The sequence below is a fragment of the Pseudoduganella sp. GCM10020061 genome (assembly GCF_042683405.1).
Taxonomy (GTDB): Bacteria; Pseudomonadota; Gammaproteobacteria; order Burkholderiales; family Burkholderiaceae_D; genus Telluria.
This window is the reverse complement of sequence record NZ_JBHUJS010000001.1, coordinates 1-25349: the sequence shown is the minus strand read 5'-3', so window position 1 is coordinate 25349 and position 25349 is coordinate 1. Positions and strand designations below refer to the sequence as shown.

Below are 25349 nucleotides of genomic sequence, written 5' to 3'. Positions count from 1 at the left end.
GGCCAAACGGCCGCTTTCGTCGATCGAGAATTACACATCGATGTTGCCGGCGTGCAGTGCGTTCGATTCGATGAAGTTACGGCGCGGTTCCACTTCGTCACCCATCAGCGTCGTGAAAATCTGGTCGGCGGCAATGGCGTCTTCGATCTGCACCTTCAGCAGGCGCCTCACAGTCGGATCCATGGTGGTTTCCCACAGCTGGTCCGGATTCATCTCACCCAGACCCTTGTAGCGCTGCTTCGACACCGTACGTTCCGCCTCGTCGCGCAGCCACTGCATCGCGTGCGTGAAGTCGTGCACTGCCGATTCCTTCACCTTCTCGCCTTCGCCGCGGCGCACGAACGCGCCTTCGCCGATCAGGCCCTTGAAGGTGGCGGCCGCGTTGGCCAGCACGCCGTAGTCGGCGCCTTCCACGAAGTCGGCGTCGATCACGCTCACCTTCACGTTGCCGTGGTGGATGCGCTCGATGCGCAGCGCGTGCTTGTCCGATAGTTCGTCCGACTGTACCGTCACGGTCACGGCGCGGTCGTTCATCGCGTCGGCCATCGCCACGGCGGACGCCTGCGCGTTCTCCAGCGTATCCAGCTTGAGCACCACGCCGGTCATGATCGCGGTCAGCGCATGGCGGTCGATCACGCGGCCCAGGCGCATCATCACCGCATTCGCGTAGTTGTACTGGCGGACCAGTTCAGCCAGCGCTTCGCCCTGGATCGGGTCGGCGCCTTCGCGCGGAGTCAGCACGGCGCCGTTCAGCGCCACGGTCATCATGTAGCTCGCTTCCTCGACGTCGTCCTTCAGGTAGCGCTCGTCGCGGCCGGCCTTTACCTTGTACAGCGGCGGCTGCGCGATGTACACGTGGCCGCGCTCCACCAGCTGCGGCATCTGGCGGTAGAACAGCGTCAGCAGCAGGGTGCGGATGTGGGCGCCGTCGACGTCCGCGTCGGTCATGATGATGATGCGGTGGTAGCGCAGCTTCTCGACGTTGAATTCGTCCGGTCCGATCGAGGTCCCCAGCGTCGCGATCAGGGTGGTGATCTGTTCGGACGACAGCATCTTCTCGAAGCGCGCCTTCTCCACGTTCAGCACCTTGCCTCGCAGCGGCAGGATCGCCTGGAACTTGCGGTCGCGGCCCTGCTTGGCGGAGCCGCCTGCGGAGTCACCCTCGACGATGTACAGTTCGGACAGCGCAGGATCCTTTTCCTGGCAGTCGGCCAGCTTGGCGGACAGGCCCAGGCCGTCCATCACGCCTTTGCGGCGGGTCAGGTCGCGTGCCTTGCGGGCCGCTTCGCGCGCACGCGCCGCTTCCACGATTTTGCCGCAGATGATCTTGGCGTCGTTCGGCTTCTCCATCAGGAAGTCGGTCAGCGTCTTGGCGACGATCTCCTCGACCGGGCCGCGCACTTCGGACGACACCAGCTTGTCCTTGGTCTGCGAGGAGAACTTCGGCTCCGGCACCTTCACGGACAGCACGCAGGTCAGGCCTTCGCGCATGTCGTCGCCGGACACTTCCACCTTGGCCTTCTTGGCCAGTTCGTTCTCTTCGATGTATTTGTTGATCACGCGCGTCATCGCGGCGCGCAGGCCGGTCAGGTGGGTGCCGCCGTCGCGCTGCGGGATGTTATTGGTAAAGCACAGCACCTGCTCGTTGTACGAGTCGTTCCACTGCATCGACACATCCACCGAGATGGTGGTGTTCTGGTCGGACTGGCGCTCGCCGGTGGCCTGGAACACGGTCGGGTGCAGCACGGTCTTGGCGCGGTTGATGTATTCGACAAAGCCGCGGGTGCCGCCTTCGAACGCGAACAGTTCTTCCTTGCCGGTGCGCTGGTCGGTCAGCTTGATGTTGACGCCGTTATTCAGGAACGACAGTTCGCGGATGCGCTTGGACAGGATCTCGTAGTGGAACTCGACGTGCGTGAAGATCTCTTCGTCTGCCCAGAAGTGCACTTCGGTGCCGCGCTTGTCGGTCTCGCCGATCACCTTGATCGGGGAGACGGGCACGCCGTCGCGCATCTCGATTTCGCGGTTCTGCGCCACGCCACGCACAAAGTCCATCTGGTGCACTTTGCCGTCGCGGCGGATGGTCACGCGCAGCAGCTTGGACAGCGCGTTCACGCAGGAGACACCCACGCCGTGCAGGCCGCCGGACACCTTGTAGGCGTTCTGGTCGAACTTGCCGCCCGCGTGCAGCTCGGTCAGCACGATCTCGGCGGCGGAGCGCTTCGGTTCGTGCTTGTCGTCCATCTTGAGGCCGACCGGGATGCCGCGGCCGTTGTCGGTGATCGAGATCGAGTTGTCCGAGTGGATCGTTACGTGGATCTCGGTGCAGTGCCCGGCCAGCGCCTCGTCGATCGAGTTGTCCAGCACTTCGAACACCAGGTGGTGCAGGCCGGTGCCGTCGGACGTGTCACCGATGTACATGCCAGGGCGCTTGCGCACCGCTTCCAGGCCCTCGAGGATCTGGATGGAGGCGGCGCCGTAGTCTTCCGACTTTGGCGGGACTGGGAGATCTGTTGGATTCACGGACATGACTTTCTCAATATAACGGTGATTGCGGTGCGGCTGGTCCTGCAATAACAGGGTGAGGCTTCGGTTCGCCCGGCATTGGTCCCCGCGCAAGCGGGGACGAGGTGCCTGGTCAGATACGCATTGGCATGACGACGTACTTGAAGTCCTGGTTCTCGGGAATCGAGATCAGGGCCGACGAGTTGGAGTCGCCCAGTGCGATGTTCACCTGCTCGCACTTCAGGTTGTTCAGCACGTCGAGCAGGTAGGTGACGTTGAAGCCGATGTCGATGCTGTCGCCGCCGTAGTCGATCTCGAGTTCTTCGACCGCTTCTTCTTGGTCGGCGTTGGTCGAGCTGATCTTCATGCTGCCCGGGGTGATGATGCAGCGTACACCCTTGAACTTATCGCTGGTCATGATCGCGGCGCGCTGCAGGGAACGCAGCAGTTCGTCGCGGCTGATCGTGAAGTCGTTCTTGTAGCCCTTCGGGATCACGCGGGTGTAGTCGGGGAATTTGCCCTCGACCAGCTTGGACACCAGTTCGATGTCGGCAAAGGTCAGCTTGACCTGGGAGGCGGCGATGTCCAGCTGGACCGTGTCGTCGGTCTCTTCCAGCAGGCGCTGCAGCTCGATGATGGTCTTGCGCGGGATGATCACTTCCTGGCGCGCGAATTCCTGCTCGGTCTCGACCTGGCAGAAGGCCAGGCGGTGGCCGTCGGTCGCCACGGCGATCACGTTGCGGCCGTCCAGCACCAGCAGCAGGCCGTTCAGGTAGTAGCGGATGTCCTGCTGCGCCATCGAGAAGTGCACCATGTTGAACAGGTGCTTCAGGGTCTTCTGCGGCAGGGTCACGGTGGCGTTGTAGGTGTCGGCCACGGCCACGGTCGGGAACTCTTCGGCCGCCAGCGTCTGCAGGGCGAAGCGCGACTTGCCCGACTGGACGGTCAGGCGCTTGTTCGCCAGCGTCATGGTCACGTCGCCCGATTCCGGCAGCGCGCGCAGGATGTCGAGCAGCTTGCGCGCGGCCACGGTGGTGCCTTCGACTTCAGGACCCGAACCGATCGCCGCGTTCGTGGTGATCTGCACTTCGGTGTCGGTAGACAGGAACGAGACGTGTTCGCCGTCCTTGCGGATGAGGATATTGGCCAGAATCGGCATAGTGTGCCGACGCTCGACAATACCGCTCACGATCTGCAGTGGCCGGAGAAGCGTGTCTCGGGTGGTTTTGACCAATTGCATAGCTGTCCTTCAGTAGTTAAAGGTTGTGTATTTACTGCGCTGGCAAAGTGTAATCTGCATTTTGCCAGAAATTACTTCTTATCAATACTTTTCGCTCCGTCATCCCCCGGAGGCGGAGGGCGGTGCTTAGCCTTTCAGGGTCTGCTCCAGCACGTGCAGCTCGTGGTTGCACTCGGCGTTCTTCTGGCGGTCCGCGGCAATCTTGCGCACCGCGTGCAGCACGGTCGTGTGGTCACGCCCGCCAAACAGCTCGCCGATCTCCGGCAGGCTCTTTTGGGTCAGTTCCTTGGCCAGGTACATGGCAATCTGGCGCGGGCGGGCGATGTTCGCCGGCCGGCGCTTGGAATACATGTCCGCGACCTTGATGTTGAAGAAGTCCGCCACCGTCTTCTGGATGTTCTCCACGCTGATCTGGCGGTTCTGCACCGACAGCAGGTCCTTCAGCGCTTCCTTCACGATGTCGATCGTGATCTCGCGGCCGTGGAAGCGGGAATACGCCAGGATCTTGCGCAGCGCGCCTTCCAGCTCGCGCACGTTGCTGCGCAGGTGCTTGGCCACGAAGAAGGCCACGTCGTCGTTCAGCGTCACGCCTTCCGAGGTCGCCTTCTTCAGCAGGATCGCCACGCGCATTTCCAGCTCCGGCGGCTCGATCGCCACCGTCAGGCCGGAGTCGAAGCGCGAGATCAGGCGGTCGTCCATGCCCGTGATCTCTTTCGGATACGTGTCGCTGGTGATGATGATCTGCTTCTTGGCCGCGATCAGTGCCTCGAACGCGTAGAAGAACTCTTCCTGCGTGCGGCTCTTCCCGCCAAAGAACTGGATATCGTCGATCAGCAGCATGTCCAGCGAGTGGTAATAGTGCTTGAAGTCGTCGAAGCCCTTGCGCTGGTACGCGGTCACCACGTCGCGCACGTACTGCTCGGCGTGGATGTAGCGGATGCGCGCGCCCGGCTGGTCGGCCATCACCTGGTTGCCGATCGCGTGGATCAGGTGGGTCTTGCCCAGGCCCACGCCGCCGTAGAAGAACAGCGGGTTGTACGAGACGCCCGGGTTGTTGGCTACCTGGATCGCGGCGGCGCGCGCCAGCTGGTTGGCCTTACCGGTGACGAAGCTGTCGAACGTCAGGTCCGGGTTGACGCGGCTGTTCTCGCGCATCGGGCCTTTGCCAGCGGGGATCTCCGGCGCGGACTGCGCTTCCGGCGCGCGCTGGCCGCCATCGCCGTTCACGTGGACGGCCGGCGCGCCTGGCGTCGGCGCCTTCTTCATGGTGCGCGGGTCGAGCACGAACTGGACGTCGACCGGCATTTCCCAGTAGTCGGCGGCCAGCTGCGTGATGCGCGAGGCGAACTGCGTCTTCACCCAATCCAGCTTGAAGCGGTTCGGCGCGGCGATGCGCACCTTGCCGTCCTCGTAGTCCAGGACAACGAGCGGCTTGATCCACGCGCTATATTGTTGCGGCGTGAGTTCCATCTCCAGCTGGGCGGAACAGGTCTGCCAGAATTCTTCCATACGTCTTCGCGGTGATTTCGGGCGCGCAAATGCTGCCCGGAACGCGCTATTTTACTCTTCAACAGCAAAGTTATCCACAGGCGACGGGGGTATTTTTTCACCCCCGTCGTCCCAGCGACGGCTGGGATCCATGCTGAGCTACCGAAGTCCGAGCGTCAGTATGGATCCCAGCTTTCGCTGGGATGACGGCGGCTGGTGGCGGGCAGAAAACCACAGCGCAACTTGACAGCCGGTCCCGTTCTGCTGTCTAATTATGGGTTCTGCGCCCGACCATTGGGCGATTTCACTAAGCTTGTAAGCGAGACCACCCATGAAACGTACTTACCAACCTTCCGTCGTTCGTCGCAAGCGCACGCACGGCTTCCGCGCACGTATGGCTACCCGTGGTGGCCGCCAAGTACTCAACGCTCGCCGCGCCAAGGGCCGCAAGCGCCTGGCAGTATAAGGCTCCCGGCCTCGACGCTGGACGATCCGGCCATGGCTAGCGAAGGTTCACACGACTTCGCGCGCGCTCGCCGCATTATTAAAACGGATGAGTTTTCATCCGTTTTTCGTTTGCGGCCTGCCCAAAAAACGGCGCACTTCGTGCTCTATGCCCGACCCAATACCCTGCCGCATGCGCGGCTGGGCGTCGTTGTGGCCAAGCGCTTCGCTCCCCGTGCCGTCACCCGCAACACGATCAAGCGCGTCACGCGCGAGCTGTTCCGCACCTCGCAGTTCACGGCGCTGGACCTGATCGTGCGCCTGTCCGGCCCGGTCAACAAGAAGAGCGGCCCGGCCACCACCGCCTCGCTCAAGTCCGAACTGCGCACCGAGCTGGCGCGGCTGTTTGCCGCCCCTGCGCTGCGCGCGCCCCGGCCATGAAGAAGCTGCTCCTGTCGCTGCTGCGTTTCTACCAGCTGGCGATTTCGCCGCTGTCGCCGCCCAGCTGCCGCTTTTACCCGAGCTGCTCCAACTACGCGATCGAAGCGCTGCGCACCCATGGCGCCGCGCGCGGCGGCTGGCTCGCCGTGCGCCGCATCTGCCGCTGCCACCCGTGGCATCCCGGCGGCGTCGACCCCGTTCCGCCCAAGCATTCCCCATCAACCGCCTGCGGTTGCAACCACACCTCTAAATCTGCGTCCAATGGAATTCAATAAGCGTACTTTCCTGTGGCTGGTGTTCTCCTTCTCGCTCCTCCTGCTCTGGAATGAGTGGATGATCTCGAAGGGCGGCCAGTCCCTGTTCTCGGCTGCGCCTGCTCCTGCCGCCACCGCGCCGGCTGCCGGCACCGCCGGCACCGCCGGCACCGCCGCACTGCCAAACGCGCCAGCCGCCGCCGGCACCCCGGCCGTGCCGGGCGCCGCACCTGCCGCGCAGCCGGTCCAGGCCGAGACGATCACCGTCACGACCGACGTGGTGAAGGCCAACATCAGCACCGCGGGCGGCGTCATCACCCGCCTGGAGCTGCTCCACTTCCGCGACGGCCAGGACGACAAGAAGAACCAGGTGCTGTTCGACCACGTTGGCGCCAAGACCTACCTGGGCCAGACCGGCCTGGTCGGCCAGAGCGCGGCCGGCGTGCTGCCGAACCACACCACCCCGTTCGTGGCCAAGCCGGGCGTGCGCACGCTCGACGGCGGCAACCAGGTGCAGGTGGTGCTGGAAGCGGAGCAGGGCGGCGTCAAGCTGACCAAGACCTACACCTTCAAGAAGGGCGACTACGTCATCGACGTGCGCCACGACGTGACCAACCTCACCGCAGCACCGGTGCAGCCGTCCGTGTACTACCAGATCACGCACGACGGCAACAAGCCGGAAGGCAGCTCGTGGTTCATGCCGATGTACACCGGCCCGACCCTGTACACCGCGGAAGACCACTACCAGAAGCTGACCTTCGCCGACATCGAAGACGGCTCCGTGGAGCACTCGACGAAGGCCGACAACGGCTGGATCGCGCTGTCGCAGCACTTCTTCGTGTCCGCCTTCATCCCGCAGGAAAAGGCGCAGCGCGAGATCTTTACCAAGAAGCTGGGTAACAACCTGTATGCGATCGGCAGCGTGGTCCCGATGGGCGCCGTGGCGCCTGGCGCCACCGCGTCCACCAGCGCGCGCCTGTACTCTGGCCCGCAGGACGAGAAGAAGCTGGAAGCCATCGCCCCTGGCCTGGAACTGGTCAAGGACTACGGCATGTTCACCGTCTTCGCCAAGCCGATCTTCTGGGTGCTGGACCAGCTGCAGAACTTCATCGGCAACTGGGGCTGGACCATCGTCGCGTTCACCGTGCTGATCAAGCTGCTGTTCTTCCCGCTGTCCGCCGCGAGCTACCGCTCGATGGCCAAGATCAAGCTGGTCGCGCCGAAGCTGCAGGCACTGAAAGAGCGCCACAAGGACGATCCGCTCAAGATGAACCAGGCCACGATGGAGCTGTACAAGGCCGAGAAGATCAATCCGCTCGGCGGCTGCCTGCCGATGCTGGTCCAGATGCCGGTCTTCATCGCGCTGTACTACGTGCTGCAGGCCTCGGTCGAAATGCGCGGCGCCCCATGGGTGCTGTGGATCACCGACCTGACCAAGCCTGACCCGTACTTCATCCTGCCGGCCATCTACGCGATCTCGATGTGGGTCAACATGAAGCTCAGCCCGCAGCCGGCCGACCCGATGCAGGCCAAGATGATGATGTGGATGCCGCTGATCTTCTCGGTCATGTTCTTCTTCTTCCCGTCCGGCCTGGTGCTGTACTGGGTGGTGAACAACCTGATCTCGATGGCGCAGCAGTGGGTCATCACCAAAAAGATCATCGGCGTACCGAAATAATCCCGGTCCGCTCAACGACAAAGCCCGTGTTCACCACGGGCTTTTTCGTTGGAAGGGGACCGTCCCATGCGGGGACAGTGCCCACCCCGCGCGACGAATTCACATAAAATCAACAACATGATCCCAGACACTTCCCCCATCGCCGCCATCGCCACTGCCCCCGGCCGCGGCGGCATCGGCGTCGTGCGCGCCTCCGGCAAGTCGCTGGCGCCACTGATGACAGCACTGTTCCCGGACACCACGCTCAAGCCGCGCCACGCCACCTACCTGCCGTTCACGCAAGCCGACGGCACCGTCATCGACCAGGGCATCGCGCTGTGGTTCAAAGGCCCGCATTCCTACACCGGCGAAGACGTCCTCGAACTGCAGGGCCACGGCGGCCCCATCGTGCTGCAGATGCTGCTGGCGCGCGTGCTCGAAGCGGGCGCCGAATCCGGCGTGCGCCTGGCCGAACCCGGCGAGTTCACCCGCCGCGCCTACCTCAACGACAAGCTGGACCTGGCCCAGGCCGAAGCCGTGGCCGACCTGATCGACGCCTCGACCGAAGCGGCCGCCAAGTCGGCGTCCCAGTCGCTCTCCGGCGCCTTCTCCAGGGCGATCCACGTCCTGGTCGAGAAGGTCATCAACCTGCGCATGCTGGTTGAGGCCACGCTCGACTTCCCCGAGGAAGAAATCGACTTTCTCGAAAAGTCCAACGCACGCGGCCAGCTGGCCGGCATCGTCGACGCGCTCGACCGCGTATTCGCACAGGCGTCGCAAGGCGCGCTGCTGCGCGAAGGGCTGAACGTGGTGCTGGTCGGCCAGCCGAACGTCGGCAAGTCCTCGCTGCTCAACGCGCTGGCCGGCACCGACGTGGCCATCGTCACCCCGATCGCGGGCACCACGCGCGATAAGGTCACCGAGACGATCCAGGTGGAAGGCATCCCGCTCAACATCATCGACACCGCGGGCATCCGCGCGCTGACGGACGAAGTGGACATGGTGGAGCGCATCGGCATCGAACGCACTTGGGGCGAAGTGGGCAAGGCCGACGTCATCCTGCACCTGCTGGATGCGAGCCTGGGACCGACGCGCGCCGACGAGGGCATCGTGGCGGCGTTCCCCGAAGGCGTGCCGGTGCTGCGCATCTGGAACAAGATCGACCTGTCCGGGCACAAGCCGGCGGTGGACGCGGCCGAGGACGCCACGCACATCTACCTGTCCGCGCACGACAAGGCCGGCATCGACCTGCTGCGCGCCGAGCTGCTGCGCATCGCCGGCTGGCAGCAGACCGGCGAGTCGGTGTTCCTCGCGCGCGAGCGCCACCTGATCGCGCTGCGCGCGGCGCACCAGCACCTCGACATGGCCGGCGCGCACGCGGCGCAGGACGACCAGTCGCTGGACCTGTTTGCGGAGGAGCTGCGCCTTGCGCAGGCACAGCTGTCGAGCATCACTGGCGAGTTCTCGCCCGACGACCTGCTCGGCGTGATCTTTAGCCGCTTCTGCATCGGCAAGTAACCCCGTCATCCCAGCGAAGGCTGGGATTCATACCGAGCCGAGCGAAGCCGCAAGCCCGGCATGGACCCCAGCCTTCGCTGGGGTGACGTCCTATGAACCCGAGACGGCGCGGGCCGCCAAGGTTCCCAGCTCCCCATACAAGCCGAGGATATTGCTCGCCCCATCGGGATAAACGCGGTTGGACAGGAACACGTAGAAGGTCCGCGACCCCGGGTCCACCCACAGGAAGCAGCCCGTGAACCCGGTGTGCCCATAACTCCCCACCGGGAAAATCGCCCCGCGCGGCCGCGCGAACGGTGAGTCGATATCCATTCCCATGCCGCGCAGCTCCGCGATCCCGGCGGGCGTCTGCGCCGTGGTCATGAGCCGCACGCTCGCCTCCCTCAGCACCCGCACGCCATCGAGCTCGCCGCCCGCCAGCAGCATGCGCGCAAAGCGCGCCACGTCGCGTGCCGTCGAGAACAGCCCCGCCGCGCCGGCCACGCCACCCATGCGGTGCACGGTCGGATCGTGCACCTCGCCCCGGTGGTCGTCCTGCGTCGGTGCGACGCGTGCCTGCCAGCCGCGCTGCAGGGGGAGGAAGCCGGTGTCGCGCATGCCGAGCGGCGCGAAGATGTGCCGCGCGGCGAAGGCGTCCAGCCGCTCGCCCGACACGGTTTCCACCAGCCGTCCCAGCAGGATGTAGTTGATGTCCGAATAGCGGAAGTAGGTGCCCGGCAGGTGCGTCGGCTCCGCGGCGCAGGCGAGGGCATGCGCCGCATCGGCTCCCTGCCACGCCGGCTTGGCGGGAATGCCCGCCTTGAGGCCCGAGGTATGCGTGAGCAGGTGCCGTACCAGGATCGCGTCCCGCCCGCCGCCCGCGCACTCGGGGAAGTAGCGCACCACCGGTGCATCGAGGTCGATGCGGCCCCGCTCGGCCAGCAGCAGCACCGAAGGCGCCGTCGCCAGCACCTTGGTCAGCGAGGCGACGTCGTAGATGGTGTCCGGGGCCACCGGAGTGGCATCCTCGCGGTAGCTGTCCTTGCCGAACGTGCCTTCATAGACGTGCGGGCCTTGTTCGAGCCGGAAGGCGGCGCCCGGCATGCGCCGCTCGGCAATGACACTGGTGATGGCCCGCGCGATCGGCGCCGTGCGCGCCTCGTCGAACCCGCCGCGCGGCAGGCTCGAACATCCCGCTCCTGCTGCCGCTATCGATACCACTGCGCACATCGCCATTTTCCGCATCCCGCTTCCTTTAACACTGGTTTGCCCGCCGCAATCCATCCGGGCCCAGCGGTCGATTCTAGCCGCAGCCGGCGGGCTTGTGCGAAGTCCGTTCCGTTCGCGTTCCTTATTGCCATGGCCGAGCCCGGTGGTACAGTAGAACAAAGGAGGAGACCGCCATGAGCATCCTGAAACGCGCCGCCGCGCTGACGCTGTGCCTGTTGCTTGCTTCCTGCGCCAGCCTGGTCGGCCCGCAAGATGTCGCGATACCGCTGGAAAAGATCCAGTCGCGTCTGGAAGAGCGCTTCCCGGTCCGGCACCGCGTGCTCGAGGTCTTCGAGGTAACGCTGGCCCGGCCGCAACCGCGCCTGTTCCCCGAGACGGAGCGGATCGCGCTCGGTAGCGACATCGAGGTGCGCCCGCCATTCACGCGCGACGTGTGGATGGGCGATCTCGGCGTGTCCGGACGCGTGTTCCTGGATAACGCCAGCAATGCGGTGCGCCTGCGCGAGGCCCGCGTCGACCAGTTCCGCCTGGACGGCGTCAATCCCGATGCGCAGCGGCACCTCTCCCGCCTTGCCAACGTGCTGCTCACCAACGTCTACTCCGACATCGCTGTATACAACTTCCGTCCGGAAGACTTGCGCCGCTATGGCGTGCAGTTCCGCCCGACGCGGGTCCGCATCGCGCGCGACGCGATCGTGGTCACCCTCGAGCCGGTCCGCTGAATTTTTTTCGTCGCCGGGCTGTCGAAAACGGGCTGCTTCGTTCGTCGTAGCCATGCACACCCACCTTTCGAAAGGATTCCAGACATGAACCAGCAAGTGAAAGCTATTCCCGAAGGCATGCACACCGTCACGCCGCACCTCGTGTGCAATGGCGCCTCGGACGCGATCGCCTTTTATACCAAGGCGTTCGAAGCGAGCGAGGTGGCACGCATGCCCATGCCGAACGGCAAACTGATGCATGCCATGATCCGCATCGGCGACTCCATGGTCATGCTCGTGGACGAGATGCCGGAGTGGAAGGCCATGGGCCCGCTCACCCTGACGGGCACGCCCGTCACGCTGCACCTGTACGTGTCCGACTCGGACGCCGTGTTCCGGCGCGCAGTCGATGCGGGCGCCAAGTCCATCATGCCGGTCGAGGAAACCTTCTGGGGCGACCGCTACGGCGTGCTGGAAGACCCGTGGGGCCACCGCTGGTCCGTCGCCACGCACGTGCGGGACATGTCGCCGCAGGAGATGCAGGAAGCGATGCAAAAATCCGGTATGTGCTAAGGAGGAGGACCCCATGCGATTCATGATCATCGTCAAAGCCACCGCGGAGTCGGAAGCCGGCATCATGCCGGACGAAAAGCTGCTCACCGACATGGGCAACTACAACGAAGAGCTGGTCAAGGCCGGCATCATGCAGGCCGGGGAGGGCTTGCACCCAAGCTCGAAAGGGGCGCGCGTGCGCTTCAAGGGCACGGAGCGCACTGTCACCGACGGCCCGTTCCCCGAAACCAAGGAACTCATCGCCGGCTTTTGGATCTGGAACGTCAAGTCGAAGGAAGAAGCGATCGAGTGGGTCAAGCGTTGCCCGAATCCGTTCCAGGAAGGCGAGTCCGAGATCGAAATCCGCCAGATTTTCGAAGCGGAGGACTTTGGCGCGGAACTCACCCCCGAGCTGCGCGCACAGGAAGAACGCCTGCGTGCCCAGGTCGCGTCGCGCTAGCGGGAACGGTTCGCGGCTTTCCAGCGCGCTCCACCACAGGAGCGCACTGGAAACAAGGCCGATCTGACCAGATTCCCACACTCTGCAAATTCCGCAAAGTTGCGAATCGTGCGCGGCCCGGCTCCTGTTATGATTTTCACGACCGAAACTTGGCGCTGGCCAAGCCCTCCGAGTCAGCAGGAGCTGCACACATGCATTCCCGTTCTTCCATCCGTCCCACCGTGCACACTGCGCAACACTGCGCGGCCGCTGTATTGCAGCGTCAACATAATCAGCGCACACTGGACAAGCCGGCCGCACGCACCACGACCTTGAGGCAAGACGTAGAACTTGCCCTGCGGCATGTAGCGGGTCGGCCAAATTTGCGCATTCTCATCGCAACGATATTCCCTTGGAGTAATCTTGCCTTGAATAATGCCAGGGGGAGCCATGGGAACGATCTCTGAAGGGCTACCGGAAAAGGATGCAGTGGCTGAGATGGCCTGCGCAAGCATGGCCACGGAGCCGCCACCGCTGCGCGCCGCAACGCCGTCGCGGCAAAGCCTTCCGCCCAAGGGCTCCTGTTGGTACTGCGAGAAGCCTCTCGACAGCGTCAAGCGCTTCTGCGGCAAGGGTTGCGCTGACGCCTTCGACGAAGAAGCCGAATTCACCCGCTAGCGCGCAAAAACCGGGGGCAGTCCCCGGTCCTCATTTCGTCGTGAACGACCAGTTCTTGGTGACGGGCACTCCGCGGATCGTGCCGCTGAAGCTCGCGTCGTACGTGGTATTGCCCTTCAGCTTGGCCAGGGGGATGATCGCCGCCGCCGACTGCGGCGTATATCCGTCGTTCGCCCGCGTCAGCAGCCGCACCGGCAGGTTGGTCGACGACCCGCGCTCGCGCACGGTGAAGCTGACCGTGGTCAGCACCGCATCCAGGTCGCCCTGCACGCTGATCGGATACCCCACCTCGTTCGCGCCCGGGACCGGATCCGGCGCCTCGTAATCGCTGAAGAAATTCGGCGCCACCGCGGTTTGCCCGTCGAACGGCCAGGCACTGATGTTGTTGCCCAGCCCAGGGCCGTAACCGTTATTGGTGGTGAAGTTGGCCGTGAAATAGGTGTAGCCGCTGGCGGTGGTGCCCGATCCCGAACCGATCTCCTCGAAACGTGGCTCGAAGATCACGAAACGGTGGTAGATCGCGGTGATCAGCTCTTCGGCCATGTAGAAGCCGTCCTTGCTTGACGTTGCCGAGATCACTTCGCCAAAGGCGCTTTCGCCCACGAAGTTGTAGCCGGCCGCGATCAACCTGTCCTTCAGCTCGGCGCCGGTGAAGCCCGGCTTGCCGGCGGTCTCGGTGTGCGTGATCGTGTCGTTCAGGCGCTGGTAGTCCGAGTGCGCCTGCGCAGCCTTGTCGACGATAGTGTTCTGGGTCAGCACCGACATGCCGGCCTGGGCGCGGCGGAAGTTGAGCCAGTTGCGGCCGTCGACCGCGGTGTTGTTGGTGGCAACCGGCGCGCCAGGCGTGCCCGGGCTGACGATCGGCGGTATCGGCGCCGCGTTCGAGCCGCCGCCGCCTCCGCCGCAGGCGGCCAGCAGCAGGCTTGCCAGCACGGCGGCAACGCCCAGCTTCCAGCGGTTCGGTTCATGTGCCCGGGTGCTCATCAATATATCTCCAGGTTCAGCTTGTTGAATTGCATTCTAGGCGAAAACAAAAATGGTGCGAGTTCAACTGAGCAAGGCCATCCACGCCAGCCTGTAGAATATGGACTTGATTGCATCTTTCTTGATCCAGGCCTAGTGAAAACCGTCCGTCGCCAGCGCCTCGCGCGCGCCAAGTTCGCCCTGCCCAGCATGGTGACGCTGTTATCGATTGCCTGTGGCTTTGGCAGCATCGTGCTTTCGGTGGACAACGCCCACGTGGGCGACCCGCAGGGCTACCGGATGGCGGCCATCCTGCTGGTGCTGGCGGGCGTGTTCGACGCGGTGGACGGCTTCGTGGCGCGCGCCACGGGCACCAGCTCCGCCTTTGGCGTGCAGCTGGACTCGATCGCGGACGTGATGAACTTCGGCTGCGCGCCCGGCCTGCTCCTGTACTGCTGGGGCTTCGCCAACCTGGGACCGGAGCACCCGACGCTGCTGCGCATGGGCGGGCTGGCGGCGTTCGTGTTCGTGGCCTGCGGCGCGTTGCGGCTGGCGCGCTTCAATGTGTCGGTCGGGCGCACGGATCCGCGCTACTTCGTCGGCATGCCCATCACCGCGGGCGCGGCCTGCGTCGCTGCCGTCGTGGTGGCCTGGCCGGACCCCCTGGTCACCATCACCCAGCGCATGATGCTGATCGGACTGCTGTTGGGCGTGGGCACGCTGATGGTGTCCACGGTGCGCTTCCCCAGCTCCAAGCAGAAGATCAATGCGACCGCGATCGTGGTGCTGGGCGTGATGCTGGCGCTGCTGGCCTTGCTGCGCGAGCGCTTCTTTGTCCTGTTCTTCCTGGTCTACATCAGCATGACCCTGCTGCTCAACATCGCGTGGCAGATGGGCTGGCGCGGTGTCGCGCCGCCGCTGGTGTACGAGGACTAGCCGAGGTATTTGTCGAGGATCTGCGACATATGCCGGGAGGTTTCCTGCGCCGCGTCCAGGTCGCGCGCATTGTCCGCCTGGGTCACCATCGTGGCGCAGACCAGCTGCGTGAAGCAGCGCTCCAGCGCCTTGCGCGCGGCAGCCATCTGCTGCACCGCTGCGTCGCAGTCCGACGGCTCGGCGGCGATGGCGATCAGCTTCTGGATTCCGCGCAGCTGGCCTTCGATGCGCGCCAGCCGGTGCTGCAGGTCGGTCTTCTGCTCGGGCGTGAGCGGCCCGTCCCCGATTTGCGACATGGGATCTCCCGATCGATGAGGTAGGGGGAGTATAGCCCTGCGGGCGGGCGCGCACGGCATACCCCCCTCTTTTTTGACGGCTTCGTCGGCGGGGGCATATACCCCTAGGGGGTATGTCGCGTTAACGCGAAAAGGGGATGGTCCCCTGTGTTCAGGCGATGTCGTCCTGGCGCGCGGCGCGCAGGATGCGGAACCAGTCGGTGCGCGAGAGGGCGAACTGGGTCGCCTGCGCCGCCAGCGCGATCGCCTCGACCCGCCCGCTGCCGGTAATCGGGATCGGCTTGCACGGCAGCGCCATGATCCACGCGAAGACGACGCTGGCGAACGGTCGCCCCAGTTCGTCCGAGATTTCCTTGATCACCAGGCGCAGCTCCTCCGCGTTCGCGTCGCTGCTGTCGAACAGGCGCCCGCCGCCCAGCGGCGACCATACCATCGGCGGCACGCCCAGGTCCTGCAGGCCGTCGAAGGTCTCGTCGTACATGGGCGCCACGTGCAGCGGCGAGAATTCGACCTGGTTGGTCGCCAGCGGAAAGCGGCGGTTCAGGCATTCGAACTGGTGGCGCGAGAAGTTGGAAACGCCGAAGTGCAGCACCTTGCCGTCCTTGCGCAGCCGCGTGAACGCGCCCGCCACCTCGTCGAAGTCCATCAGCGGATCCGGACGGTGGATCAGCAGCAGTTCGAGGCGGTCGGTGTTCAGCTGACGCAGCGATTCCTCGGCGGAGGCGATGATGTGCGCCGCGCTGGTGTCGTACGACTTGATCGTGTGATCCGGGCGCTGCGGCGCGACCAGCTTGATGCCGCACTTCGACACCAGCTGCATGCGCTCGCGCAGCGCCGGCCTGGCGCGCAGCGCTTCGCCGAACAGGCCTTCCACGCCATAGCTGCCGTAGATGTCGGCGTGGTCGAAGGACGTCACGCCCAGCTCCAGGCACTGTTCGATCAGCGCGATGCGCTGCTCGACGTTCATGCCCCATTCGCCCATGCGCCACATGCCGGCGACGACGCGGGACAGTTCAAGGCCGGGGGAGGCGGTAGCGATGCGGGGGCAGGAGGTCATCGGTCTGTCATCCCCGCGCAGGCGGGGATCCATTGTGAGCTTGTTAGCGAGGTAGGGGGAATGCATCCATGCCGATTACGGGCACGGATCCCCGCGTGCGCGGGGATGACGGGTGGCGCAACGCCACCCTAGTCGATTACTGCAGCCAGAGTCGGATCGAGTCCCAGATGCGGCCCAGCCAGGACGCCTGCGACACTTCTTCCAGCGCGACCACCGGCAGTTCCAGCAGCGGCTTTCCGTCCACCATCATCTTGAGCGTGCCGACCTTGCCGCCGCGCTGCACCGGCGCCATCAGCGGATCCTGGCGCTCCAGCACCGGCTTGAGCTTGGCGGCGACACCCTTCGGCACCGTCACCAGCACGTCGCGCGTGAAGCCGATGTTGACCGTGTCCTGGTTGCCTTTCCAGATGTCCGGCGTGGCGATCGGCTGGTCCTTCTTGTACAGGCGCACCGTATCGAAGTTCTGGAAGCCCCAGTTCAGCAGCTTCTGGCTTTCCTGGGTGCGGGTCTGGTCCGAATTGGTGCCCACGACCACCGAGATCAGGCGGCGTTCGCCGGTGCTGCCGTTCGGGCGCTTGGCCGATGCGATCAGGCTGTAGCCTGCCGATTCGGTGTGGCCGGTCTTCATGCCATCGACGGTCGGGTCGATCCACAGCAGGCGGTTGCGGTTCTGCTGGGTGATCTTGTTGTAGGTGAACTGCTTGATCGAGTCGATCTTGTAGTACTCGGGGAAGTCCTCGATGATGCTCTTGGCCAGCGTGGCCAGGTCCTGCACGGTGGAATAGCCGTCCGGGCTAGGCAGTCCGTGCGAATTGGCGAAGCGGGTGTTCTTCATGCCCAGGCGCTCGGCCTCGCGGTTCATCAGCACGACGAAGGTCGCCTCGTCGCCGGCGACCGCTTCCGCCAGCGCGACGGCCGCGTCGTTACCCGACTGGATCATCAGGCCGTACAGCAGGTCCTTGATCGACACCGGGGTGGCCGGATCGATGAACATCTTGGAGCTGGACGAATCCACTTTCCACGCATTGACCGATACGTTGACCATCTGGTCGAGCGTGATCTTCTTGTCGCGCAGCGCGCCGAAGGTCACGTAGGCGGTCATGATCTTGGTCAGCGACGCCGGCTCGATGCGCGCATCGGGATCGCGCGAGGCGATTACCTGGCCGGAGGTCGCATCGACCAGCGTCCACGCTTTCGCGGCCACGGTCGGAGGAGGGAGGGTCTGCGCCACGGAGGCGGACATGAGCAACACGCTGGTTGCCAGTGCGGCGATGATTTTCTTCATGGGTCCTGTAAAGCTAAGTGGTTCAACAACTGCGGGAGGGGGAGGGCCCCCTGCCGCGACATCAATCGGCGTGCTCGCCCGGCCTGCGCCACAGCTGGATCACCAGCGATTTGATGTGGCCGAGTTTGCGGTGGAAAAAGTGGTCCGCGCCCGGGATCACGATCACCGGGATGTCCTGCGGCCGCGCCCAGTCGAGCACCTGCGTGAGCGTGATGGTGTCGTCGACTTCGCCGTGGATCAGGATCGTATCCTGCGGCACCTCAGGCATCGGCCATTTGCCGGCGGCGGTACCGACCAGCACCAGGCGTTCGGCCGGCGTGCCTTCCGCGACCAGGCGCTGCTGCAGCATCGACTGCACATAGGTTCCGAACGAAAAGCCCGACAGCGCCACCGGCAGGCCGGGGTACTGTTCGCGCATGTAGCGGTACATGATGTACATGTCGTCGGTCTCGCCGCGGCCGTCGTCGTGCGTGCCCTCCGAGGCGCCCACGCCGCGGAAGTTGAAGCGCACGGTCGCGTAGCCGAGCGTGACGAAGGTGCGCGCCAGCGTCTGCGCGACCTTGTTTTCCATGGTGCCGCCGTACAGGGGATGCGGATGGGCGACCAGCGCGACGCCGCGCGGCTGCTCCGCCGGGAGGTCGAGCTGGCATTCCATCTTGCCGGCGCCGCCTTCCAGCGTAAATCTCTTGGTTTGCTTGTTCATCTACTCAAATCTTCAGGCGGTCCACCGGTTTGCCGCCGATCAGGTGGCTGTCGATGATCTCGTCGATGTCGCTGGTGTCCACGTAGGTGTACCAGGTTCCTTCAGGATAGACCACCAGGCAGGGGCCTTCCTCGCAGCGGTCCAGGCATCCGGCCTGGTTGATGCGCACCTTGCCTTCGCCGTTCATGTCCAGCGATTTGATGCGCTTCTTGGCGTGCTTCTGCGCCTCCGCCGCGCCGTGCTCGCCGCAGCAGCGGCGGCCGTCTTCGCGGACATTCATGCAGAAGAACACGTGGTGCTTGAAATAGGGGGTATCGCTCATGGTGCTGCCACTCGTGTTGCGTCCAAACCTCAATGATACGCGGGTTTAGCTCCGATTGAGTCGATGGGCGGGCAGAAGCAGCCACCAGATCGCGAAAAACGGCCACATCAGGCTCAGGAACTGGGCCGCGCCGTTAAAGTTCAGGAATTTCCCCTGGGTCCACGTTTGCAATGTCGCAACGAAGTAGGGATTGACCGGGATGGTATTCACAACGAGCAGGCTGATCAGCAGCGTCAATACCGCCAGCCGCTGCTGCGCCACCTGCGGCGCGAACGCCAGGCCGGCCACCATCAGCACGCCGATCACCTGGCCGCCCTCAGCGCCGGGCGTCACCCACATCCAGGCGTTATCGGGCGTGAACAGGATCGCACTGGCCAGCGCCTTGACCAGCAGCGCCGCGCCGATCAGCACCGCGACCAGGACGCCGCGCGGGGCCGAACCGCGCCGCATCAGGCAGAGCAGGCACAGCGCCGCGCCGGTCAGGCCGCAGGCGGTGATGATGGTCTCGGACAGCCAGTACTGCTCCGGCGTCATGGCGCCGCCCCGGCGGATCAGCGCCACCAGGTCTATCTCCATCTCCAGCAGGCGCGACAGCCAGCCCGAGAGGATCGGCAGCACCTGGCCGTGCCCGAACAGGTAGGGCTGCGGATAGATCTGGGCCAGCGGCCACAGCGCGATCAGCACCAGCCCCTGGCCGGCGTGCGGCGCGAACCAGCGGATGCGCAGCTTGTACAGGCGGCTGCGGTCGAGGTAGGTGCGCGCGCTCGCCGCGCCGACGATGGCGCCGACCAGCGCGCCCAGCGAATTGGTGAAGAAATCGAGGTTGGACGGCACGCGGCTGGGCAGGAAGGTCTGCACCGCCTCCATCGTGCCGGAGACCAGCACGCCGCACAGCGCGGCCAGGATCACCGCGAGGAAGCCGCGCACGCGCGGATACAGCGAGTACACCACCAGCACGCCGAGCGGGATGTAGCCGATCACGTTGACCGAGGCATCGAACGCGGTCCAGTAGCGCGGCCAGTCCAGGTTCGCGAATGCGAACGGCGGGAGGCCGCTCTTGCGCCAGCCCGTGAACGGGAACCAGCTCGCGTACACGATCAGGAACAGGTACGCCAGCAGGGCCGCCCGTGCGACGGTGGAGGGGCGCGATCGTGCCGGGACGTCGGCTTCGGTCATAGGTAATTAATCAGCAAGGTTGGACGCCATCATAGCGCAGCGGGGCCGCACGGAGACTGTCTCCGCAGGGCGCCGTTCGGGATGGCCCGCGCTCAACGCGGACGCGGTGGCAGCGACCCGATCCACGCCATGATCCCGTCGCTGACCGCATCGGTGGCTGCGGCCAGCGCATGCGCCCCGCCGGACGCATCCGCGCTCGGCGCCGGCATCGACTGGACAAAGGTCTTCTGGTCGATGAACCGGCTGCCCTCGAACAGCGAGGCGCGCAGCCGCACCACGCCCGCGCTCTCGGTGGTGCTCGCGAAGGTATGCGCAAAATCGTCCACCTCGATGCGCAGCAGGTAGGCGCCGTTCGACGCGTCGGTGGCCGACAGCACCTTGGTGCCGCCCTGCGCGATGCGCGCCTTGATGCGCTGCGTGATCAGGTCCAGCGGCGTGCTGGCCCAGTGGTTCTGCGAATAGAAGCGCGCCTGCATCGGGTTCGCGTAATTGAGCCGGTACAGCATGCGCTGGTTGTCCAGCGACGCCGGCCCGGTCACGTTCGGGATCACCAGCGGCGGCAGCTGCGTCGCGGCGGCAGCAGGCGCGGTCGCCGGCAGCGGCCCGAAGTCGAATTGCACGTTGCCCTGGCCCCGGCCCCCGCGGGTGGCGGCGCAGCCGGCAAGGACGGTCAGGATGGCGATGGTGGCAAGCAGTCGTGTCATGGCGGTCCTCATTTCTGCGGTGGCGTAAAGCCGGGTTCGCCCGGCCCAGGCGGCGTGTCGGGCGATCCGAACAGCAGGCTTTGCGGCCGGTCGTTGATGGTGTTGGCGGTGCGCTTGACCGCGCGCAGCGAGGTCTTGGCTTCGTCGGCCATGTCGACCAGGTGCGGCAGCGTCTGCAGCTCGACTTCGCTGACGATCGCTTCGACCGATCCGCCCACCCGGTCGACGGTCTGGGAGATGCGGTTGACCGGGCCGTCCGGCGCGGACAGGTCGGTCGCCACCTTGTTCCAGTTATCGGCCAGGCGGCTGACATCCTTGGCCGCCGAATCGAACGAGGCGATGGTGGCCGGCAGGCGGTCGATGGTCGGCTGCAGCTTGGCCGGGATGGCTGCGTACTGGTCGGCGGCGCTGCCGATCTTGTTCACGGCAGTGATCATCGCCTGCTGGTTCTCGGGACTGAGCAGCTGGTTGGCGCGCTTGGTCAACTCTTCGGTCTGGTCGAGGATCGCCTTGCCGCGCTTTTCGAGCTGGTCGAGGAAGCCGGGGCGCAGCGGGATCACGGCCACCTTCTCTTCGTTGCTGGCCAGGCGCGGCGAACCGGTGTGGTCGTCGTCGAGCTGGATGTAGGCGATGCCGGTGACGCCCTGGTAGCCGAGCGTGGCGTAGGTGGTGTTAGTGACCGGGGTCTCCGGGTCGAGCTGCAGCGTGATGAGGATCTGGCCGGCGAGGCCGGTGTTGAAGCGGATGTCGCCCACCTTGCCCACTTCCAGGCCGCGGTAGCGCACCGTCGCCTGCGGGTTCAGGCCCGGGATCGACTGCGTGGTGGCGATCATGTAGGGCGTCCGCTCGACGCGGTCGCGGTTGAACCAGACCCCGGCCAGTACCGCTGCGGTCAGCAGCACCAGCGTGAAGATCCCGGTCATGAGGGCGTGCGATCTGTTTTCCATGTCAGGCTCCTGCGTCATCCGGCGGCGGTTGCTGCTCGAGCACTTCCAGTGCCCGCTGCCCCCGCTCGCCGAGGAAGAATTGTTTGATGAACGGATGGTCCACCTTGAGTACGTCGCGCGTCGGGCCCACGGCGATCACGTGTTTTTCGGCCAGCACGGCGATCCGGTTCGACAGCGCGAACAGCGTGTCGAGGTCGTGCGTGACCATCACGACCGTCAGCCCCAGCTCATCGTGCAGGGCGTGGATCAGGTCGACGAAACTGTCGGACAGGTCCGGGTCCAGGCCTGCAGTCGGCTCGTCCAGGAACAGCAGCTGCGGCTCCAGCGCCAGGGCGCGTGCCAGCGCGGCGCGCTTGACCATGCCGCCGGACAGGTCGGCGGGCATCTTCATGGCGTGTTCCGGCGCCAGGCCTACCATGTCCATCTTGAGCAGCACGGCGTCGCGGATCACGTCCTCGGGCAGCGTGCGCAGCTCGCGCATCGGCTGCGCGATGTTGTCGAACACGGTCAGCGCCGAATACAGCGCGCCGTGCTGGAACAGCATGCCCCAGTGGTTGCGCATGCGCTGCAGCTGGCCGGCATCGGCCGTGCTGATGTCTTCGCCGAACACGGTAACCGATCCCTGCGACGGGTGCTCCAGGCCCAGCATCTGGCGCAGCAGGACCGTCTTGCCGGTGCCCGATCCGCCCACGATCGAGAGGATCTCGCCGCGGTAGATCTTCAGGTTCAGGTCCTGGTGCACGACGGTCTTGCCGAACTGTGTCCACAGCCCCTTGATCTCGACGACCGGTGGTCCGACGTCCTCGTCGGGCATCTTGTTCAGGCGCTGGGCGCGGCGGGCCAGGGTACCCATCAGAAGTCGAACCCCACGTCCGAGAACACGATCGCGAACACCGCGTCGGCCAGGATCACCACGGTGATCGCCGTGACGACCGAGGTGGTGGTCCCGCGCCCCAGGCTTTCCGTGTTCGGCTTGATGCGCATGCCGAAGTGGCAGGACACCAGTGCGATCAGCATGCCGAACACCATGCCCTTGAGCAGGCCGATGTAATAGTTCGCGATCGGCACCGCGTCCGGCAGCTCGCGCAGGAAGTAGCGCGGCGACAGGTTCAGCTCCAGGCTGGCCGCGAGCATGCCGCCGATGAGCGCCATCGCATCGGTCCAGATGACGAGAAGCGGCATCGAAATGGCCAGCGCGACCACCTTGGGCATGATCAGGCGGAAGCCATGCGAGATGCCCATCACCAGCATCGCGTCCAGTTCCTCGGTAACGCGCATGACGCCCAACTGCGCGGTGATCGACGAGCCGGAGCGGCCCGCTACCAGGATCGCCGCCAGCAGCGGGCCCAGTTCGCGGATCACGCTCATGCCGAGGATGTCCACCAGGTAGATGTCGCCGCCGAAGTTGCGCAACTGTTGCGCGGACAGGTAGGACAGCACCACGCCGATCAGGCAGCCGACCAGCGCGGTGATGCCCAGCGCCTGGAAGCCGGCGTGATAGATATTGGCCGAGATTTCGCGCCATGGGCCAAGGCGCGGGCGCTTGGCGAAGCGCCACAGGTCTTCCGAGACGATGCCGATCAGTTTGACGAAGCCCGTCAGGTGCTCGAAGAACGACAGCAGCGACCCGCCCAGCTGCTCGACCCAGTGGAAGTGGCGCTTGCGCGGGGCCGTGACCTGGAGCTTGCCCGCCTGCTCGATGCGCGCAAAGATCTGCTCCTGCATCGGCGAGAGCGCCAGCTGCGGCGGCCTCGCCTTGTTCCACGCATTCCAGAACATCTGCGCGCCGATGTGGTCCAGGCTTTCGATGCCGGTAAGATCCCACGCCAGCATGCCCGCGCGGGGCTTGAGGCTATCCAGCACCGCGGTCAGCGACTTGATCTTGCCGCATTCGGCCAGCGCGTGGACTTGCCAGACGCCGGTCGCCAGCACCGATTGCGCCGGGCCGGCGTCGTCGTTGCTCACAGATAATGTTGGCGTCTTTTCAAGCATTGCACCAGTGTAAAAGCTTTTCGCCGAAGCCGCCACCGCCGCACAGTTGGCCCGCGGGGACTGTCCCCGTGGGGACCGTCCCCTGATCTTAAGTCACCACATTGATTGCGCGTCCGAATGCCTACGCCGCCAAATGCCTTACTTGCCGCACTGTCGCCGTATTCCCTGCAGCGGACTTCGGCGCCGTATCGCTCGCAACCAGCGCGCGCGCATCCCTGTCGCTCATCCACATCCCATCGCGCAGCCACTGCTCGACCAGTTTCACCAGCCGTTCCAGCGCAATCCGGTGCGTCGCATCCGTGTGCGCGTACAACCAGTCCGCAAAGCGCATGAAGTTGGCGAACGGCGCGTCGCCCAGCAGCGTATGGATGGTGTTCGCAAAGCGTCCGGAGTTGGCCACCAGGTCCCAGTAGCGGGCGAACCGCACCAGCCGCTGCATGTCGCGGAATGAAATGCGGTCGGTCGCGAGGATGGTGTACGGCGGATACGGATCGAACGCCATCGCGAACGGCTCCGTATGGCGGATGATCGGCGTGCCGCGCAGGCGCTTGAGGATGCCGAACTGGATCTCGTGCGGTCCGAGCGCCCACAGCTTGTCGAAGCCGGCGCCAAAGCTGTCGATATCCTCGCCCGGCAGGCCCGCGATCAGGTCCACGTGCAGGTGCGCGTGCGATTGCGACGACAGCCACCGGATGTTGTCCGCGGCTTTGGCGTTGTCCTGCCGGCGCGAAACCAGCGCCTGCACCTCGGGATTGAAGCTCTGGATGCCGATTTCGAACTGCAGCGCCCCGGGCGGGAACTGCGCGATGCTGGCCTTGAGCGCATCGGGCAGGTGGTCCGGCACCAGCTCGAAGTGGGCGTACACCGGATCGTCCGGCGCCGCCGCCAGCTTATCGAGGAAGAACTGCATGATGCGCAGGCTGGTCTTCACGTTCAGGTTGAAGGTGCGGTCGACAAACTTGAACAGGCGCGCGCCGCGCTGGTACAGCGACTCCAGCTGCGCGAGGAAATCATCCAGCGGGAACGGCCAGGCAGTCTTGTCCAGCGAAGACAGGCAGAACTCGCATTTGAACGGGCAGCCGCGCGACGCCTCGACATAGACGGTGCGGTGCGCAATGTCTTCATCTGTATACAGTGCGTAGGGCATCGCAATCTCCACCATGGGCGGCTGCACGCCGGCATGCACCTTCATCAGCGGCTTCGGGCCGTCGAGGATATCGCCGCACAGTTTCGGGAAGGTGACGTCACCCCAGCCGGTGACTACATAGTCGGCCAGCTTCACGATGGCCTGCTCGCCAGTCTCATAAGACACCTCCGGCCCGCCCAGGACGACAACGATGTGCGGCGCGACGCGCTTGAGCATGGCGACGACGCGCGTCGTGTCTTCGACATTCCATATATAGACACCCAAACCGACGATCGCCGGCTCGTGGGCAAGAATGCGCTCTACCACTTCGGTTGTCTTCGCCCCGATCACGAACTCCTCGAGGCGCGTGCGCTCCTGCAGGTCACCCATGTTGGCGAGCAGGTAGCGCAGCCCCAGCGAGGCGTGGGAGTAGCGCGAATTGAGTGTGCTGAGCAGGATGGTCATGAAGCGGAAAGGGGATGCATGTGCGAGGCGCGTATTTTACGCGCCTTCGTCTTGCGCGCCGCAGCATCGTTTGCTATAGTTCTGCCCCTGCCGCGACAACTGATGCACACGCAACAGTGAAAACGGTAGAAAAGAAGGGGTTGACGAGACGCACCAAACGCTTCATACTCTCTCTTCTCTGCTGCTGACAAACACAACGCTTTGTCGACAAGTAGCAAGCAGTACCGAATTCAAGTTCTTTAACAATCAAC

The 25349-nt window shown here is 64.9% G+C and carries 26 protein-coding genes; 10 read left to right on the top strand and 16 right to left on the bottom strand.

Annotated features, from left to right (window positions below; all coding sequences use genetic code 11):
• Positions 1-30: 30 nt before the first annotated feature.
• The 3 genes from gyrB to dnaA all read right to left on the bottom strand — a co-directional run bounded on the left by gyrB (position 31) and on the right by dnaA (position 5254).
• Positions 31-2529 carry a DNA topoisomerase (ATP-hydrolyzing) subunit B gene (gene gyrB / locus ACFSQR_RS00130; protein ID WP_377726663.1) on the bottom strand — a complete coding sequence of 833 codons (2499 nt, stop codon included), beginning with the start codon at positions 2527-2529 and terminating at the stop codon, positions 31-33.
• A 109-nt stretch (positions 2530-2638) separates the two neighbouring features.
• The gene (gene dnaN / locus ACFSQR_RS00125) at positions 2639-3745 is read right to left on the bottom strand and encodes a DNA polymerase III subunit beta (RefSeq protein ID WP_377726660.1); all 1107 of its coding nucleotides are present in this window, start codon (positions 3743-3745) and stop codon (positions 2639-2641) included.
• Positions 3746-3871: 126 nt separating this feature from the next.
• Complete coding sequence (dnaA, locus tag ACFSQR_RS00120) at positions 3872-5254, bottom strand: chromosomal replication initiator protein DnaA (protein ID WP_377726657.1); 1383 nt, start codon at positions 5252-5254, stop codon at positions 3872-3874.
• A 310-nt stretch (positions 5255-5564) separates the two neighbouring features.
• On the opposite strand from dnaA, the gene rpmH reads away from it, so the two are divergent.
• The 5 genes from rpmH (at position 5565) to mnmE (ending at position 9547) form a co-directional block, all read left to right on the top strand.
• Entirely contained in the window at positions 5565-5699 is a 135-nt protein-coding gene (gene rpmH / locus ACFSQR_RS00115) for a 50S ribosomal protein L34 (protein WP_040378179.1), read from the top strand.
• Between the two features lie 32 nt (positions 5700-5731).
• The gene (gene rnpA, locus ACFSQR_RS00110; protein WP_377726655.1) at positions 5732-6118 is read left to right on the top strand and encodes a ribonuclease P protein component; all 387 of its coding nucleotides are present in this window, start codon (positions 5732-5734) and stop codon (positions 6116-6118) included.
• Positions 6115-6393, top strand: a complete 279-nt coding sequence (gene yidD, locus ACFSQR_RS00105) for a membrane protein insertion efficiency factor YidD (protein ID WP_377726653.1) — start codon at positions 6115-6117, stop codon at positions 6391-6393. The genes rnpA and yidD overlap by 4 nt, the downstream gene beginning before the upstream one ends.
• A complete protein-coding gene (gene yidC, locus ACFSQR_RS00100; protein WP_377726650.1) occupies positions 6380-8050 on the top strand; it encodes a membrane protein insertase YidC in 1671 nt (556 codons plus the stop codon). The genes yidD and yidC overlap by 14 nt, the downstream gene beginning before the upstream one ends.
• Before the next feature lie 117 nt (positions 8051-8167).
• Positions 8168-9547 carry a tRNA uridine-5-carboxymethylaminomethyl(34) synthesis GTPase MnmE gene (gene mnmE, locus ACFSQR_RS00095; protein WP_377726648.1) on the top strand — a complete coding sequence of 460 codons (1380 nt, stop codon included), beginning with the start codon at positions 8168-8170 and terminating at the stop codon, positions 9545-9547.
• Positions 9548-9637: 90 nt separating this feature from the next.
• Here mnmE and ACFSQR_RS00090 read toward each other — a convergent pair whose 3' ends face one another.
• Positions 9638-10771, bottom strand: a complete 1134-nt coding sequence (locus tag ACFSQR_RS00090) for a serine hydrolase domain-containing protein (protein WP_377726646.1) — start codon at positions 10769-10771, stop codon at positions 9638-9640.
• A gap of 158 nt (positions 10772-10929) precedes the next feature.
• Here ACFSQR_RS00090 and ACFSQR_RS00085 point away from each other — a divergent pair, with 158 nt between their 5' ends.
• The 4 genes from ACFSQR_RS00085 to ACFSQR_RS00070 all read left to right on the top strand — a co-directional run bounded on the left by ACFSQR_RS00085 (position 10930) and on the right by ACFSQR_RS00070 (position 13126).
• Complete coding sequence (locus ACFSQR_RS00085) at positions 10930-11478, top strand: DUF1439 domain-containing protein (protein ID WP_377726644.1); 549 nt, start codon at positions 10930-10932, stop codon at positions 11476-11478.
• Positions 11479-11562: 84 nt separating this feature from the next.
• On the top strand, positions 11563-12030 hold the full coding sequence (locus tag ACFSQR_RS00080; protein ID WP_377726643.1) for a VOC family protein: 468 nt from the start codon (positions 11563-11565) through the stop codon (positions 12028-12030).
• Between the two features lie 13 nt (positions 12031-12043).
• Entirely contained in the window at positions 12044-12469 is a 426-nt protein-coding gene (locus ACFSQR_RS00075; protein ID WP_377726640.1) for a YciI family protein, read from the top strand.
• A 429-nt stretch (positions 12470-12898) separates the two neighbouring features.
• Positions 12899-13126 carry a hypothetical protein gene (locus ACFSQR_RS00070; RefSeq protein ID WP_377726639.1) on the top strand — a complete coding sequence of 76 codons (228 nt, stop codon included), beginning with the start codon at positions 12899-12901 and terminating at the stop codon, positions 13124-13126.
• A gap of 30 nt (positions 13127-13156) precedes the next feature.
• Here the strand turns inward: ACFSQR_RS00070 and ACFSQR_RS00065 are convergent, their stop codons facing one another.
• Complete coding sequence (locus ACFSQR_RS00065; RefSeq protein ID WP_377726636.1) at positions 13157-14110, bottom strand: CAP domain-containing protein; 954 nt, start codon at positions 14108-14110, stop codon at positions 13157-13159.
• Positions 14111-14245: 135 nt separating this feature from the next.
• Between ACFSQR_RS00065 and pssA the strand changes: the two genes are divergently transcribed.
• Positions 14246-15025 (top strand): CDP-diacylglycerol--serine O-phosphatidyltransferase, encoded by a 780-nt coding sequence (pssA, locus tag ACFSQR_RS00060; protein WP_377726634.1) that lies wholly within the window; start codon positions 14246-14248, stop codon positions 15023-15025.
• Here the strand turns inward: pssA and ACFSQR_RS00055 are convergent.
• From ACFSQR_RS00055 to ACFSQR_RS00005, 11 genes are all read right to left on the bottom strand, one after another.
• On the bottom strand, positions 15022-15321 hold the full coding sequence (locus ACFSQR_RS00055; protein ID WP_377726631.1) for a metal-sensitive transcriptional regulator: 300 nt from the start codon (positions 15319-15321) through the stop codon (positions 15022-15024). The genes pssA and ACFSQR_RS00055 overlap by 4 nt on opposite strands.
• Positions 15322-15472: 151 nt before the next feature.
• The gene (locus tag ACFSQR_RS00050) at positions 15473-16378 is read right to left on the bottom strand and encodes an aldo/keto reductase family oxidoreductase (protein WP_377726629.1); all 906 of its coding nucleotides are present in this window, start codon (positions 16376-16378) and stop codon (positions 15473-15475) included.
• A 136-nt stretch (positions 16379-16514) separates the two neighbouring features.
• On the bottom strand, positions 16515-17663 hold the full coding sequence (locus ACFSQR_RS00045; protein ID WP_377726626.1) for a D-alanyl-D-alanine carboxypeptidase family protein: 1149 nt from the start codon (positions 17661-17663) through the stop codon (positions 16515-16517).
• A gap of 61 nt (positions 17664-17724) precedes the next feature.
• Complete coding sequence (locus tag ACFSQR_RS00040) at positions 17725-18366, bottom strand: alpha/beta hydrolase (protein WP_377726624.1); 642 nt, start codon at positions 18364-18366, stop codon at positions 17725-17727.
• Between the two features lie 4 nt (positions 18367-18370).
• The gene (locus ACFSQR_RS00035; protein WP_377726622.1) at positions 18371-18688 is read right to left on the bottom strand and encodes a ferredoxin; all 318 of its coding nucleotides are present in this window, start codon (positions 18686-18688) and stop codon (positions 18371-18373) included.
• 45 nt (positions 18689-18733) lie between these two features.
• Complete coding sequence (locus tag ACFSQR_RS00030) at positions 18734-19864, bottom strand: VanZ family protein (RefSeq protein WP_377726620.1); 1131 nt, start codon at positions 19862-19864, stop codon at positions 18734-18736.
• A 92-nt stretch (positions 19865-19956) separates the two neighbouring features.
• On the bottom strand, positions 19957-20568 hold the full coding sequence (locus ACFSQR_RS00025; RefSeq protein ID WP_377726618.1) for an ABC-type transport auxiliary lipoprotein family protein: 612 nt from the start codon (positions 20566-20568) through the stop codon (positions 19957-19959).
• An 8-nt stretch (positions 20569-20576) separates the two neighbouring features.
• Entirely contained in the window at positions 20577-21515 is a 939-nt protein-coding gene (locus ACFSQR_RS00020; protein WP_377726616.1) for an MlaD family protein, read from the bottom strand.
• A gap of 1 nt (position 21516) precedes the next feature.
• Complete coding sequence (locus ACFSQR_RS00015) at positions 21517-22368, bottom strand: ABC transporter ATP-binding protein (protein ID WP_377726614.1); 852 nt, start codon at positions 22366-22368, stop codon at positions 21517-21519.
• Positions 22368-23507 carry an MlaE family ABC transporter permease gene (locus ACFSQR_RS00010; protein ID WP_377726611.1) on the bottom strand — a complete coding sequence of 380 codons (1140 nt, stop codon included), beginning with the start codon at positions 23505-23507 and terminating at the stop codon, positions 22368-22370. The genes ACFSQR_RS00015 and ACFSQR_RS00010 overlap by 1 nt, the downstream gene beginning before the upstream one ends.
• Positions 23508-23628: 121 nt before the next feature.
• A complete protein-coding gene (locus tag ACFSQR_RS00005; RefSeq protein WP_377726608.1) occupies positions 23629-25098 on the bottom strand; it encodes a DUF4080 domain-containing protein in 1470 nt (489 codons plus the stop codon).
• Positions 25099-25349: the final 251 nt, after the last annotated feature.